We start from the raw sequence: 13,739 nt of genomic DNA, 5'->3' as shown, positions 1-13,739 counted from the left end.
GTTGAGTATGAAGCTTAACAGTCTAAGGACAAAATTTCTGGCAGGTTTTTTGCCGCTGTTTCTAGGTAGCTTTATTGTATTCTTTGCAATCAGCTACTATATGTCGAGCCAGGCATTGTTTCGCAATGCCGATACGATTTCACAGGAAATCGGCAAGAGCACGGCGCTGGAAATTGAGAAGACGTTTCAGAAGAAGGAAATGCTGGTCAGTGAGCTGGCGCATAATCATGGCATCATCAATGGTGATCGGGCGCAGCGCACGAAGATCCTGGCTGACAGCAAGGCCAGGAGTGAAGGCTTTGCAATGCTGGCCTTTTCCGATGTGAATGGCAAGGCTTACAGCGAGAAGGGCAAGGACATGGACCGTTCGTCGCGTGACTACATCAAGCAGGTCCGCGAGACGAAAAAACCGGTCATGACGGGGCCGTCCGTTTCGGGTACCAGCGGCAAGCTGATCACGATCATCGCCTATCCGGTGCTCGATGGCAATGAGCTCAAGGGCATCGTCTACGGCACGATCGAGCTCGATGAGATTTCGGAGATCGCCGGCCGTATCAAGTATATGGAAACGGGCCGTGTATTCATCGCCGATCAGGATGGCCTGGTCATTGCCTATGCGCAGCAGCCTGACGATGTCGGCAAGCTGGATCTATCCAAAGAGACTTCGAATAAGACAATCGACAAGGCACTGGTGGATGGCTTTACGAATGCTGTCAGCCAGGATAAGCAGATTCCGGCTTCATACAGGACTTCTGCTGGTGTAGATTCGCAGGCGGTCATGACGCCAATCCATCTGGGCAATCGCAGCTGGGTGGCTGTGTCTGTAGCTCCGTTGTCGGAGATTCGTGCGGATGCGAATCATCTGGTCACAGTTATGGGAATCGTTGGTTTTGTGATGATTGTTGGCATTGCCCTGCTGATCTGGTGGGTATCGGGCCGCATGGTAGCACCAGTCATTGCCCTGCGTACCGAGTGTGAAATCTTGAATGATGGCGATTTGCGCCAGCGTCCGCTGTCGAATGATGGCAGTGATGAACTTGGCGATCTGGCCCGCGGTTTCCAGACCATGCGTCAGACGCTGCGCGATCTCATCAGCCATATCCAGGCTAATGCCGAGAAAGTATCGGCTTCAGCGGAGGAGCTTACGGCGGCTTCGCATCAGTCGGCTGAAGGCTCCAATCAGATTGCAATGCAGATCACGGATATCGCTGGCGGTATTGCCAGCCAGTCGGAATCGGCGCATTCGGCGGATGATGTGGCCAAGGATATCTCCGAGCGTACGGACAGTGTTGTGATGAATACTGATGCGCTGGCAGCCGTTACGCAGATGACCGTCGACAATGTAAACTCTGGCCGTGATGCTATCAACTCCGTTGTCGGAGCAATGAAACATATCAACGACAGCACGACGACGGTCAAGACGTCGATCCAGGAACTTTCGAAGAGTTCCGATGAAATCAGTAAGATTGTCGAGATGATCTCGGGGATTGCCGAGCAGACGAATCTGTTGGCACTCAATGCTGCTATTGAGGCCGCTCGTGCTGGCGAGGCTGGCCGCGGCTTTGCCGTTGTGGCCGATGAGGTACGCAAGCTGGCTGAGGAGTCGGCATCGTCGACGCAGCAGATTGCCAACCTCGTGACGAAAATCCAGAGCGATATGAAGGAAGCTGTGGCGGCCAGCGAGCTCAGCTCGGAGAGTGTTATGAGCAGCATGGATTCTGTCAAGAGTGCTGATGAAGTGTTTGAATCCATCAAGATATCGATCGATTCGCTGTCGATGGGAATCGATGAGGTAGCGACGAATTTCCGCAGCATCGCTGAGGGCACGACTTCGATGCAGAAGTCGGTGCAGGATATCGCTACGATCAGCAATCAGAATGCTTCGCGGGCACAGTCCGTGTCGGCAACGACAGAGGAGCAGTCGGCTTCGGCACAGGAAATCGCGGCGGCGACCCGCAGCCTGGCCGAGCAGGCAGAGAAACTGGCTGGCGAGGTAGCCAAGTTCCGCATCTGACGGACGCAGATATTGTCCAGTGGCAGGCGGCACATCGAAGGATGTGCCGCCTGCTTTTTTAAAAAAAGGGAGTTGGCAAGGTCTGTGCATTGGGTTATAATAGTGTACAGTATGTTTTTTGAAGAGGTGACGTCATGAACGGAATGAATCCGGTGATCATCCGGATCCGTGGAACCCAGCGGGATGAGGCAGGCGAGACCAATACCATCGAGTCCATGGCTGTGGGCCGTCACTCGGTGAAAAACGGCAAGCATTACGTGCTTTACGAGGATGCCATGCTGCACGAACAGCAGAGTGTTTCCACGGTGCTCAAATTCAGTGACGAGGAAATGACTTTGTTGCGGAAGGGTGCAATGAAGCAGGAGATGCGTTTCCGGCCAGGAGCTGCGACCGTCAACCGCTATCGGACGCCATATGGTGACTTGGCGATGACGATCCGCACGCATCGCCTGGATGTCAGCTATGGCCTGCTCGAGGGCTTCATCGAGGCAGAGTATGATATCGCCATCGATGACCAGCATCAGAGCACGAATACGCTGCGGATCGAGATTGCCAATGACAAGAAGAAAAAAGAGGGATAACATGGATATCAAAGATACGCTTTCGGCTGCAATCGAGCAGGCCGCAAAGGACGCTATTGCAGCGGGTGTGTTCCCGGAAGGGGAACTGCCGAAAATCGTTCTGGAGGTGCCGCCGCAGAAGGAGTTTGGTGATTTTGCTACGAATTTTGCCATGCAGTCGGCGCGCGTGTTTCATAAGAACCCGCGTCAGATCGCTGAGGAGCTGGCCAAGCGCATCGAGGGCGATTGGCTTGATCATGCGCAGATTGCCGGCCCGGGTTTCCTGAACTTCTATCTCAAGGGCAATGTGCTCTACGACTCGTTCCAGAAAATCTATGCAGCAGGTGAGGACTTCGGCCAGCTGCCAGCCAAGGATGCCCCGAAGATCCAGGTCGAATATGTCAGCGCCAACCCGACGGGCCCGCTGCATGTCGGCCATGGCCGCGGCGCAGCGGCAGGCTCGGCACTGGTCAATCTGCTGCGGGCTGCTGGCTATCCGGTGGAGAGTGAGTACTACATCAACGATGCAGGCAACCAGATGAACAATCTGGCTCGCTCGGTCAATGCCCGCTATCTGGAGCTGCTCGGCCAGCAGGTCGATTTCCCAGAGGATGGCTACCATGGCCAGGACATCATCGACACGGCGCAGCGCATCATCGATAAGGAAGGCGACAAGTATCTTCATATGGAGGAGGCAGAGCGTCTGGCAATCTTCCAGGATCTGGCTTATCTGGAAAAACTTGCGGCACTCAAGGAAGACCTCGCAGCGTTCCAGGTCACGTTTGACAAGTGGTTCAGCGAGCGCACGCTGCATCCGGAGGCGGTGAAGGCTGCGGTCAAGATCCTGCAGGACAATGGCAACATCTATGAGCAGGATGGGGCACTGTGGCTCAAGTCCACGGCTTATGGCGATGACAAGGATCGCGTTGTCATCCGCGACAACGGCGTGCCGACGTATCTGGCTGCTGATATCGCTTACCATCACAATAAGTACGAGCGCGGCTTCGACCGTCTCATCAATATCTGGGGCGCTGACCATCATGGCTATGTCTGCCGTGTCAAGGCGGCGATGGCGGCTCTGGGCCACGATCCGGAAAAGCTCAAGGTACTGCTGCTGCAGATGGTGGCCCTGTTCCGTGGCGGCGAGCTCGTCAAGATGAGCAAGCGCACGGGCCAGAGTGTCACGCTCAATGAGCTTATGGAGGAAGTCGGCACCGATGCTGCCCGTTACTTCTTCCTGATGCGTTCCCTCGACAGCCAGCTTGATTTCGACCTCGACCTGGCTAAGAAGAAGTCGAACGATAACCCGGTTTACTATATCCAGTATGCGCATGCGCGCATCTGCAGCATCTTCCGCCAGGCGGAGGAGACGAAGCTGACGCTGTCGGACAAACCGCAGCTTTCGCTGCTGACCGATCCGTCGGAAATCGATCTCATCAAGAAAATCGAAGAGTATCCTGAAGAGGTGGAGAAGGCAGCTGCCGATTATGCTCCGCAGCGCATTGCCCGCTACAGCTACGATCTGGCATCCCTGTTCCACAGCTTCTACAATAAGTGCCGCATCATGGGCGTAGACCCGCAGCTCGCGGAGGCCCGTCTGGCCCTCGTGACAGTGACGGCTCATGTCATCCGCCACTCGCTGGGCATCCTCGGCGTTTCGGCCCCGGACCATATGTAAGAAATATCTGCAAGAAAAGATTTGGAAGGAGACCACTATCTATGGATTTCGTCAACAGCTCGGAAGTAGACATCGCCTATCACATCCTGACCCAGAAAGGCCAGACTATCTATTATAAGGATCTGGTCCTCGAAGTCATCGAAAAGAAACATAAGCCAGTCCAGTCCCTGGCGGCAGCTATCTCGGAAGTCTATACGCTCATCAACATGGACAGCCGTTTCCACTATGAGGGTGACGGACAGTGGGGCCTTACGGAGTGGAACCCGCCTGAGGTGAAGCGCCATAACAGCCGCACGGGGGCTGGCAAATCGAAAGCTGCCAACAAGGCAATCAACAATCGCCAGAAGAAGCTTGAGAGTATCCAGGAATAATTTCCTGGCAGTGTATTGACAGTACTTGGTAAAAAGGCTAGAATAGTCAACATGTGATTTTTGAAAAGCAACAGGAGGCAGTTCCATGGCAAAGTATATTTTCGTTACCGGTGGTGTTGTATCTTCCCTGGGCAAGGGCATCACGGCCGCATCGCTCGGCCGTCTGCTCAAGAGCCGGGGCCTCAAGGTCACGATCCAGAAGTTTGACCCGTATATCAACATCGATCCGGGCACGATGAGCCCGTATCAGCATGGTGAGGTTTTCGTCACGGACGATGGTGCTGAGACGGATCTCGACCTTGGTCACTATGAGCGTTTCATCGACATCAACCTGTCGAAGAACTCGAATATCACCACGGGTAAGGTATACTGGTCTGTCTTGAACAAAGAGCGCCGTGGGGAATATCTGGGCTCGACGGTCCAGGTCATCCCGCACATCACGAACGAGATCAAGCAGAAGGTCTACGATGTAGCCAAGGCTGATGGCGCTGATGTCGTCATCACGGAGATCGGCGGTACGGTCGGTGATATCGAGAGCCAGCCGTTCCTCGAGGCCATCCGCCAGGTCAAGAAGGAAGTCGGCAAGAACGACACCCTCTACATCCATGTCACGCTTCTGCCGTATATCTCGGCTGCCGGTGAGCTCAAGACGAAGCCGACGCAGCATAGCGTCAAGGAACTGCGCGCTATCGGCATCCAGCCGGACATCCTCGTCTGCCGCACGGAGAAGACCATTTCGAAGGAAATGAAAGAGAAGATCGCGATGTTCTGCGATGTGCAGCCGGAGGCTGTCATCGAGAACCGCACGGCCTCGACGATCTATGAGGTTCCACTGATGATGCAGCGCGAAGGTCTCGACAAGATCGCCCTGCAGAAGCTCAACATGGATTATTTCCCGGCGGATATGTCGGACTGGGAAAAGATGGTCTACAAGATCAATCATCCGTCCAAGAAAGTGAAAGTCGCTGTGGTCGGCAAGTACGTCGAGCTGCCGGATGCCTATATCTCCGTTACGGAGGCACTGCACCACGGTGGTATCGACAACGATGCGGCTGTCAAGATCCATTGGGTCAACGCCGAGGAGATCGAGAATCCGGACACGGATCTTGATGAGGTGTTTGTCGGCTGCAAGGGCATCCTCGTGCCGGGCGGCTTCGGCGACCGCGGCGTCGAGGGCAAGATCAAGGCCATCCAGTATGCGCGTGAGCACAAGCTGCCGTTCCTAGGCCTCTGCCTGGGCATGCAGTGTGCGGTCATCGAGTTTGCCCGCCACGTCTGTGGCATGACGGACGCACATAGCTCCGAATTCGATGAGGAGACGAAGCATCCGGTCATCGACCTCATGGAGTCCCAGCAGGGTGTCGAGAACAAGGGCGGCACGATGCGCCTCGGTTCCTATCCGTGCAAGCTGCGTGAGGGCACGCATTCGCTGGCTGCTTACGGCAAGGCTGAGGTCGAGGAGCGTCATCGCCATCGTTATGAGTTTAACAACAAATACCGTCAGGAACTCACGGAGAAGGGACTGGTCATCGCCGGTACCCTGCCGGATGACAGCCTGGTCGAGATGATCGAGGTCAAGGATCATCCGTGGTTTGTGGCTACGCAGGCTCATCCGGAGCTCAAGTCCCGCCCGAACAATCCGCATCCGCTGTTCCGCGACTTCGTCAAGGCAGCGCTGGCCAACGTACAGGTCAAATAAGCATAGAAGCATAGCATACGCCCCGTCATCCATTGAGGATGGCGGGGCTTTTTTGTCAAGAAATATTTTCAGGCAGGAGGATTTTGCTGGCTGATTGGCGAACTATTGACTTAGGAAACAAAGGTTGGCGAATGGGAAATGGACAAGAGACAAAAGAGAGGAGGAAAACCGATGCTTATCGATACGGCCTGTTCCTTGGCGTTTTACTGCCAACGCTGTGGCCGGATTGAGCTCCATGATGTGCCGCTTTTCAGTGGGCAGAAGCATTTCACGCTGGAATGTGGCAGCTGCGGGCATACAATGGGAGAGATCTCGCTGAAACCACGTCAGGGACTGATACTCACGACTACCTGCGGTGTCTGCGGGGGGAAGAACCAGCAGCAGTTCACCTGGCGTCAGCTGCGCCATCTGCGTTTTGAAAAACTCTACTGTGAACACGATCATTTTGAGCTGGGATACATTGGCCAGTGGCAGGATATCGCCGAGTTCCTGGACTTCAATGCCGCCGAGTATGATTCGCTGCATCCCAATGATGGCGATGAGTACCTGGAGCGCCAGCAGACGCTCTTGGAGGCACTGAATCGCGTGCATGACCTGGCGGACAGCGGTGAGCTCGTCTGCCCCTGCGGCAGCAAGGACATCGTGGCGGGGATACGCGGCGAGGAGATCGTGCTCGAGTGTGAGTCCTGTGGCAGCTATTGTGTCCTGCCGGCGCGTACGGCCAAGGATCTGCAGAGCCTGCGCCCCGGGATGGCTGTGGAATTTGTCTGGAAACAGCGTTCGTTCCTTGACGTGCGCTAGAAATAGGATTATCATAAAATACATTGAAATGAAAGCATTACAAGGGACTATCGGCTGTCTCGCGCAGCCGGCAGTCCCATTTTGGCGTAATTGATAAGATAGACAGAGGTGTGAAGATGGATTCATTATTGGCGGCCATAGGACTGGATGCCGCCGTACAGAAGCTGCAGGAGCGGTTTGCCGGAAAACCGGGAGAGACGCTGGCTTATGGCCTTTCCGGCTCGCAGAAGCATGTGGCCTTTGCTGCCTGCTACCGCAAGAGCCCGCAGCCATGGGTGGTGCTGGTGCACAACAGCGATATGGTCAGCGCCTGGCGGGAAGACTTGGAAGCGCTCCTGCCGGAGGCGACGGTCGTGGAGCTGCCTGAGCTGGATATCGTCAATGTGCAGGCAGCGGCCAAAAGCATCGAGCGTTCGGCGCGCCGCATGGATGTGCTCGGCCGGCTGATGCGGCAGGAGCCTGTCATCGTGCTGGCGACCTCGGCGGCAGCTGTCCAGAAAGGGATGAGCCGCAATGAGTTCGAGCGCCTGAGCCTTGGTGTCCGCATCGGCCAGCAGCTGCCCCGCGAGGAGCTGCTGGCGCGCCTTGTCCAGCTTGGCTATGAGCATGCAGAGGAAGTGGAGCGCGTCGGGCAGTTCAGTTCGCGCGGCGGCATCGTGGATGTCTATGCCATCAACAGCCCTGCACCGGTGCGCATGGAATTCTTTGATGACGAGATCGATTCGCTGCGCGAATTCGATCTGGCGACCAAGCGCTCTATCCGCAACATCAGCAGCACTGCCATCCTGCCACTGGCTCAGACTGATGATGCGGGACGTCCAGAGCTATTCCTGACGTATCTGGAGAAGAAGGGGGCCGTGCTGTTCGATGAACCCATCCGCATCCGTGAGCAGATCAAGACGATGGTCAAGGAGAATCCTGACATCAAGACCAAGGTGTTCAGCTGGGAGGATATGCGCGCAGCTGCCCAGGGCAACCACGTATTCTACTCGGCCTTGATGCTCCAGCAGGTCCACGGGGCTGAGCCGGATGCAACGATCAGTTTTACGGCGACGAACATGACACCGTTCCAGCGGCAGATGGACCTGCTGGAAAATGAGATCGGCCGCTGGCTCGGCCAGAAGCAGCGTGTGCTCATCCTGCTCGGGGACCGTGCGAAAGCGGATTCGATGCGCGAACTTCTCGCGCGTCATCGTGTGCCCTCTGCCGTCGTCGCGGCAGGGGAGGAACTGCGCACCGATCTGGTCAATATCCAGCAGGGGGCACTCTTGGCCGGCTTCGAGATGGCCGCGGCCCGGCTGGTGGTGGTGACGGAGAAGGATATCTTCGGCCGGCAGAAGCGCCGCATCGTGCGCAGCGCCAATCAAGGCGAGAAAATCTCACATTTCCGGGAGATCCGGCCTGGGGATTACGTCGTCCATGTGAACCACGGCATCGGCAAATACCTCGGTTTCGAGACGCTGGAGGTCGGCGCTATCCACAAGGACTACCTGCATATCAAATACGGTGGCGATGATAAACTGTTCGTGCCGACCGACCAGGTCGGGCTGCTGCAGAAGTATATCGGCTCGGAGGGCGATGTACCGCGCCTGCATCGCATGGGCGGTACGGAGTGGGTCAAGGCTAAGGCACGCGCGAAGAAATCCGTGGAGGACATCGCCAAGAAGCTCATCGAGATCTATGCCAAGCGGCGGCAGGCCACAGGTTTTGCCTTTTCCCCTGACGATGCCACCCAGCGCGACTTCGAGGATGCCTTCCCCTATCAGGAGACGGACGATCAGCTCAAGGCCATTGCGGAGATCAAGGCCGATATGGAAAAGGAGAAGCCGATGGAGCGTCTGCTCTGCGGCGACGTAGGCTTCGGCAAGACCGAGGTCGCCATCCGGGCGGCCTACAAGGCGGCTATGGACGGCAAGCAGGTGGCCGTGCTCGTACCGACGACCGTGCTGGCTCAGCAGCACTTCCAGACCTTCAGCTCCCGGTTCATGGATTTTGCGCCGAATGTTGATGTCATCTGCCGGTTCCGTACGGCAAAAGAACAGAAGGCGACGCTGGAGCGGGTCAAAGAGGGAAAGGTGGATATCCTCATTGGCACTCATGCCATCCTGAACCAGAAGAAAGTCCAGTTCAAGGAACTGGGTCTGCTGATTGTCGATGAGGAGCAGCGCTTCGGCGTCAAGCAGAAGGATAAGATCCGCAGCCTGTCGGCAGGCATCGACGTGCTGACTTTGTCGGCGACGCCGATTCCGCGCACGCTGCATATGTCGCTGGTCGGTGCCCGGGACATGAGCATCATCGAGACGCCGCCGGCTGAGCGCTTCCCGGTGCAGACGTATGTCGTGGAGAACAACGACACGATAATCGCCAATGCCATCAAGCGCGAGCTCAAGCGCGGAGGGCAGGTTTATTTCGTCTACAACCGCGTCGATACGATCGACCGCATGCGCGACCATATCCAGCAGCTCGTGCCCGATGCCCGCATCCAGACGGCGCACGGCCAGATGCCGGAGGAGATGCTCGAGCGTGTCATGATGGACTTCTACGAGGGTGATTACGATATCCTGCTGGCAACGAGCATCGTCGAAAATGGACTCGATGTGGCCAATGCCAATACGATCATCGTCTACAATGCCGACCACTTCGGCTTGTCCCAGCTCTATCAGATGCGTGGCCGTGTCGGCCGCTCGCACCATATGGCCTTTGCCTACTTTGTCTATCAGGCCGACAAGATCCTTACGGAGACGGCGGAGAAGCGCCTGCAGGCCATGAAGGAGTTTGCTGAGCTCGGGGCTGGCTTCAAGATCGCCATGCGCGATCTCGAGATACGCGGAGCCGGCAACCTGCTGGGCTCGCAGCAGCATGGACATATCGCCAGTGTTGGTTTTGAGATGTATTGCAAGCTACTGGAAGAAGCTGTCGAGAAGCTGCGGCAGGGCAAAAAGGAGGTCGAGGCACCCAAGCCGGATCCGACCATCGACCTGCAGGTCGAGGCCTATATCGATGGCGGCTACATCGACGATGCCATGCATAAGATCGAGCTTTACCAGCGCATAGCGGCTATCCGCACCGACGAGGAGCTGCACAATCTGCTCGACGAGCTGATCGATCGCTTCGGTGAGCCGACCAAGCCTGTCATGAATCTGCTGGCGGTGGCGCGCATCAAGAATCACGCGCGCGCGCTGGGCCTCCGCTCGCTGGCGGAGCTCCCCCAGGCGCTGGACATCTACCTGCTGCCGGACTGCAAGCTGCCGGTCAAGGGGCTGCTGGCGCTGGACAAGATGTTCGGCCGTACCATGAAGGCGCTGCCAGGCAAGCATGGCTATCGCTTTGCATTGAATGAAAAATACAAACAGGACATCACAAACTTCGCTACCCGGCTGCTGCTGGCAGCGGCTGGTGATGAAACGGCGATGTCTGCCAGGAAAACTGCCGGGCAGGAATGAGGAATAGGAGACAGAATATGGCAACCATTACAGTAACAGGCCTGGGCCCCGGAAGGGCTGGCCTTATCACGCGTGAGAGCTGGGAGCTCATGGCCAAGGCCGAGCGTCTCGTGCTGCGCACGCGCATCCATCCGACCGTAGCGGCCATCGAGGCGGCGGGCATGACGTTTTCCACGTATGATGGATTTTATGAGGAGGCGGCGGATTTCGAGTCGCTCTACGGGGCGATTGCCCGTGATCTCCTGCAGCGGGCAAAGTCTGAGGGTGATATTGTCTACGCTGTGCCGGGCAGCCCGCTGGTGGCGGAGCGCACGGTGGTGCTGCTGCGCGAATTCGCGCGTACCAGCGAGGTGACGGTCAATATCCTGCCGGGCATGAGCTTCGTCGAGGTCATGTACACGCGGCTCGGCATCGACCCCATCGATGGGCTGACAATCCTTGATGCTGAGGATGTAGCAACGCTCAAAGAGCGGCCGGCCCAGTCCCTTGTCATCACGCAGGTATACAGCCAGCCGATCGCTTCTGATACGAAGCTCATGCTGATGGAGCTGTTCCCTGATGAGTACGAAGTGACCTATATCCACAATCTGGCCCTGCCCGATGAATCCATCCGGCAGATCCCGCTCTACGAGCTTGACCGGCAGAAGGATGTCGATCATCTCACGAGCCTGTTTATCCGTGCCAAAAGCGAATCGTAGATAATAATTGTCAAAACTGGCGGACTGTTTCGTGTTTTTTCGTGAAAAACCTTGCTTTTTCGGAGCTTTTCTGTTAAATTCTCTTATAGTGGCAGGAATTACGCGGAGGAGCGCGAATTCAACTGTCGTAGACAAATCATTTATCTTTAAGGAGGCTACGGTTGTGAACAAAACTGAATTGGTAGCTAGTGTTGCTGAGAAAACCGGTCTGACGAAGAAAGATGCAGAAAAAGCTGTAAATGCTCTGTTTGACAGTGTTCAGGACGCGCTGACGGCTGGGGATAAAGTCCAGATGATTGGCTTTGGCACGTTTGAGGTGAAAGAGCGCGCTGCCCGCAAAGGCCGCAACCCGCGTACGGGTCAGGATATCGAGATTCCGGCATCGAAGAATCCGGTATTCAAGGCTGGTAAGGCACTCAAAGATGCCGTAAATGGCTGAGGATAGCAAAAGCATAAAAGCAGGGCCGGGTTCCTTCGGGAACCCGGCCCTTTTCAAAAGGGAGATGGATGGAAATGGATATGCGGATGACAGACAAGGTGGTCATGATATCTGGCGGTACTTCGGGGATCGGACTGTCCGCTGCCCGTGAGTTCCTGCAGGCCGGAGCCAAGGTGATGCTGCTCGGGCGGTCCGTGAAGCACGGCCAGGAGGCACTGGCTCAGCTGGCGGCAGGGGAGCGGACATCTTTCCAGCCCTGTGATGTGAGCCGGCGCGAGGATTGCCAGCTGGCGGTGGATACGGTGCTGAAGCGCTGGGGACAGCTCGATGTGCTCGTGAATTCCGCTGGTGTCTACTGCGAAGGTGCCATCGAGGACGTGAGTGAAGCACAGCTCGAAGAGGTACTTGATATCAACGTCAAGGGGACGTATTATCTATGCCAGCTGGCGGTTCCGGCGCTCAAGAAGATGCACGGCAATATCGTCAACGTGGCTTCGGATGCTGGTGTTCATGGCAATTACTATTGCACGGCTTACTGTGCCAGCAAGGGGGCAGTCGTCATGTTCACGCGGGCGCTGGCCTTGGAGCTGGCTGGCTTCGGCGTGCGCGTCAACGCCATCGCCCCGGGGGACATCCTGACGCCGCTGACAGAAAAGCAGCTGGCAGCGATGCCTGACCGGGAACAGGCATTGCGCGAGATGGCCTCGGTCTATCCGTTGGGGCGCATCGGCACGCCGGAGGAAGCGGCAGCGCTGATCGCTTTTCTGGCCTCACCGGCTGCGGCGTTCGTGACCGGTGCGGTCTGGGGGGTCGATGGTGGCCTGACTGCCTGAAATGTGATACAATAGGCGGGTATGATTTCAACGGAGAGAAGGAACAAGATGAAGGCAGACAGGATACTCATACTGACGGCATCGATCGGCTCAGGCCATATCAAGGCAGCCGAGGCCGTGGCCAAGGAGATGCAGCGGCAGCTGCCGGAAGCCGTGCTCACCACGGTGGATTTCATGGCGCGCGATACGGCCTGGCTCCATTGGCTGATGAAGAAGATCTATCTTGTCATGCTGGCCTTTGTCCCGAATCTGTATGATGTATTCTACAAGGTGTCTGGCGGGGCGGCGAGCGGTTCGCTGGTGCAGAGTGCCTTTGCTGCTGTCATGCAGCCGGTGGTGAAGCGCCTCATCCGCAGATATGAGCCGACGGCCATCATCTGCACGCATCCGTTCCCAGAGGGAGCGGTATCCCTATGGAAACGACGCCAGCATAGCCAGCTGCCGCTGGCTGTGGTCATGACGGATTACTCGCTGCATCAGATCTGGCTGTACCCGCAGGTCGATCAGTATTTCATGGCGACGGCGGCGATGCAGGCAGAGATGACAGCCTGTGGCTTTGCGGCGGAGACACTGCAGGCAACAGGGATTCCTGTGGACAGCAATCTGCGCAGCCTGCCGCCGAAGGCAGAGCTGCGCCAGCGTTTTTCGCTGCCGCTGGAACAGCCGACCGTGCTGCTGATGGGCGGCGGCCTGGGACTGGGAGGCATCCAAGCCACCCTGCAGGCTTTGGAGAAGCTGCCGCAGCAGTTGACACTGCTGGTGATTGCCGGGCGCAATGCACGGCTGCTCAATGAGGTACGGGCGTTTGCCCGCACCTCGCATCATCTGGTGAAGCTCTGGGGATATACCGATAAGGCCCATGAGCTCATGCGGGCAGCCGACCTGCTGATCACCAAGCCAGGGGCACTGACCATCAGTGAAGCCTTCGTGCTCGGGCTGCCGATGCTGCTGCACGATCCCATCCCCGGACCGGAGACTGAAAACGCCGTCTATGCGACACGTCATGGTGCGGCTGTCTGGCTCCATCCCGGCGAGAAGCTGGCACCGGCGGTACAGGAACTGTTTGCCGAGGGCTGCCTGCAAGCGATGTCTGAGCGGGCGCTTGCCTGTGCGCGGCCTGAAGCTGCGCAGAAGATTGCCTGCGCGATTGCAGCTTTCATCCAGGCGGACAGTGGTCAGTAAAAATAATTCATCACCAGGCAG

The 13,739-nt window shown here is 56.9% G+C and carries 11 protein-coding genes; all 11 read left to right on the top strand.

Translation table 11 applies throughout. From position 1 onward, the window contains the following. The first annotated feature begins 7 nt into the window (after window positions 1–7). The 11 genes from BM181_RS08445 to BM181_RS08395 all read left to right on the top strand — a co-directional run bounded on the left by BM181_RS08445 (window position 8) and on the right by BM181_RS08395 (window position 13,718). Window positions 8–2,014 (top strand): methyl-accepting chemotaxis protein, encoded by a 2,007-nt coding sequence (locus BM181_RS08445; protein WP_075443844.1) that lies wholly within the window; start codon window positions 8–10, stop codon window positions 2,012–2,014. 134 nt (window positions 2,015–2,148) lie between these two features. Beyond that, on the top strand, window positions 2,149–2,595 hold the full coding sequence (locus tag BM181_RS08440; RefSeq protein ID WP_082336239.1) for a YwiB family protein: 447 nt from the start codon (window positions 2,149–2,151) through the stop codon (window positions 2,593–2,595). A 1-nt stretch (window position 2,596) separates the two neighbouring features. Continuing rightward, window positions 2,597–4,252, top strand: coding sequence for an arginine--tRNA ligase (argS, locus tag BM181_RS08435; RefSeq protein ID WP_075443831.1), 1,656 nt, complete (start codon window positions 2,597–2,599; stop codon window positions 4,250–4,252). Window positions 4,253–4,293: 41 nt separating this feature from the next. Next, window positions 4,294–4,623, top strand: a complete 330-nt coding sequence (gene rpoE, locus BM181_RS08430) for a DNA-directed RNA polymerase subunit delta (protein ID WP_075443829.1) — start codon at window positions 4,294–4,296, stop codon at window positions 4,621–4,623. Window positions 4,624–4,708: 85 nt separating this feature from the next. Beyond that, complete coding sequence (locus tag BM181_RS08425) at window positions 4,709–6,322, top strand: CTP synthase (protein ID WP_075443827.1); 1,614 nt, start codon at window positions 4,709–4,711, stop codon at window positions 6,320–6,322. Between the two features lie 171 nt (window positions 6,323–6,493). After that, window positions 6,494–7,123 carry a hypothetical protein gene (locus tag BM181_RS08420; protein ID WP_075443825.1) on the top strand — a complete coding sequence of 210 codons (630 nt, stop codon included), beginning with the start codon at window positions 6,494–6,496 and terminating at the stop codon, window positions 7,121–7,123. A gap of 116 nt (window positions 7,124–7,239) precedes the next feature. Then, window positions 7,240–10,566 (top strand): transcription-repair coupling factor, encoded by a 3,327-nt coding sequence (gene mfd, locus BM181_RS08415; RefSeq protein WP_075443823.1) that lies wholly within the window; start codon window positions 7,240–7,242, stop codon window positions 10,564–10,566. Between the two features lie 17 nt (window positions 10,567–10,583). Then, complete coding sequence (locus BM181_RS08410; RefSeq protein WP_075443821.1) at window positions 10,584–11,264, top strand: SAM-dependent methyltransferase; 681 nt, start codon at window positions 10,584–10,586, stop codon at window positions 11,262–11,264. A 163-nt stretch (window positions 11,265–11,427) separates the two neighbouring features. Further along, on the top strand, window positions 11,428–11,703 hold the full coding sequence (locus BM181_RS08405) for an HU family DNA-binding protein (RefSeq protein ID WP_082336238.1): 276 nt from the start codon (window positions 11,428–11,430) through the stop codon (window positions 11,701–11,703). A 74-nt stretch (window positions 11,704–11,777) separates the two neighbouring features. After that, complete coding sequence (locus BM181_RS08400) at window positions 11,778–12,536, top strand: SDR family NAD(P)-dependent oxidoreductase (protein ID WP_256211332.1); 759 nt, start codon at window positions 11,778–11,780, stop codon at window positions 12,534–12,536. 48 nt (window positions 12,537–12,584) lie between these two features. After that, window positions 12,585–13,718 carry an MGDG synthase family glycosyltransferase gene (locus BM181_RS08395; RefSeq protein ID WP_075443816.1) on the top strand — a complete coding sequence of 378 codons (1,134 nt, stop codon included), beginning with the start codon at window positions 12,585–12,587 and terminating at the stop codon, window positions 13,716–13,718. Window positions 13,719–13,739: the final 21 nt, after the last annotated feature.

The organism is Pseudoselenomonas ruminantium, assembly GCF_900113715.1.
GTDB lineage: Bacteria > Bacillota > Negativicutes > Selenomonadales > Selenomonadaceae > Selenomonas_A > Selenomonas_A caprae.
The sequence above is the reverse complement of the archived record's forward strand: the minus strand, read 5'-3'. Positions and strand labels throughout refer to the sequence as shown.

Coding starts and splice junctions, on each gene's coding strand:
- BM181_RS08445 (WP_075443844.1), top strand. CDS start 8: ATGAAGCTTAACAGTCTAAGGACAAAATTTCTGGCAGGTTTTTTGCCG.
- BM181_RS08440 (WP_082336239.1), top strand. CDS start 2,149: ATGAACGGAATGAATCCGGTGATCATCCGGATCCGTGGAACCCAGCGG.
- argS (WP_075443831.1), top strand. CDS start 2,597: ATGGATATCAAAGATACGCTTTCGGCTGCAATCGAGCAGGCCGCAAAG.
- rpoE (WP_075443829.1), top strand. CDS start 4,294: ATGGATTTCGTCAACAGCTCGGAAGTAGACATCGCCTATCACATCCTG.
- BM181_RS08425 (WP_075443827.1), top strand. CDS start 4,709: ATGGCAAAGTATATTTTCGTTACCGGTGGTGTTGTATCTTCCCTGGGC.
- BM181_RS08420 (WP_075443825.1), top strand. CDS start 6,494: ATGCTTATCGATACGGCCTGTTCCTTGGCGTTTTACTGCCAACGCTGT.
- mfd (WP_075443823.1), top strand. CDS start 7,240: ATGGATTCATTATTGGCGGCCATAGGACTGGATGCCGCCGTACAGAAG.
- BM181_RS08410 (WP_075443821.1), top strand. CDS start 10,584: ATGGCAACCATTACAGTAACAGGCCTGGGCCCCGGAAGGGCTGGCCTT.
- BM181_RS08400 (WP_256211332.1), top strand. CDS start 11,778: ATGGATATGCGGATGACAGACAAGGTGGTCATGATATCTGGCGGTACT.
- BM181_RS08395 (WP_075443816.1), top strand. CDS start 12,585: ATGAAGGCAGACAGGATACTCATACTGACGGCATCGATCGGCTCAGGC.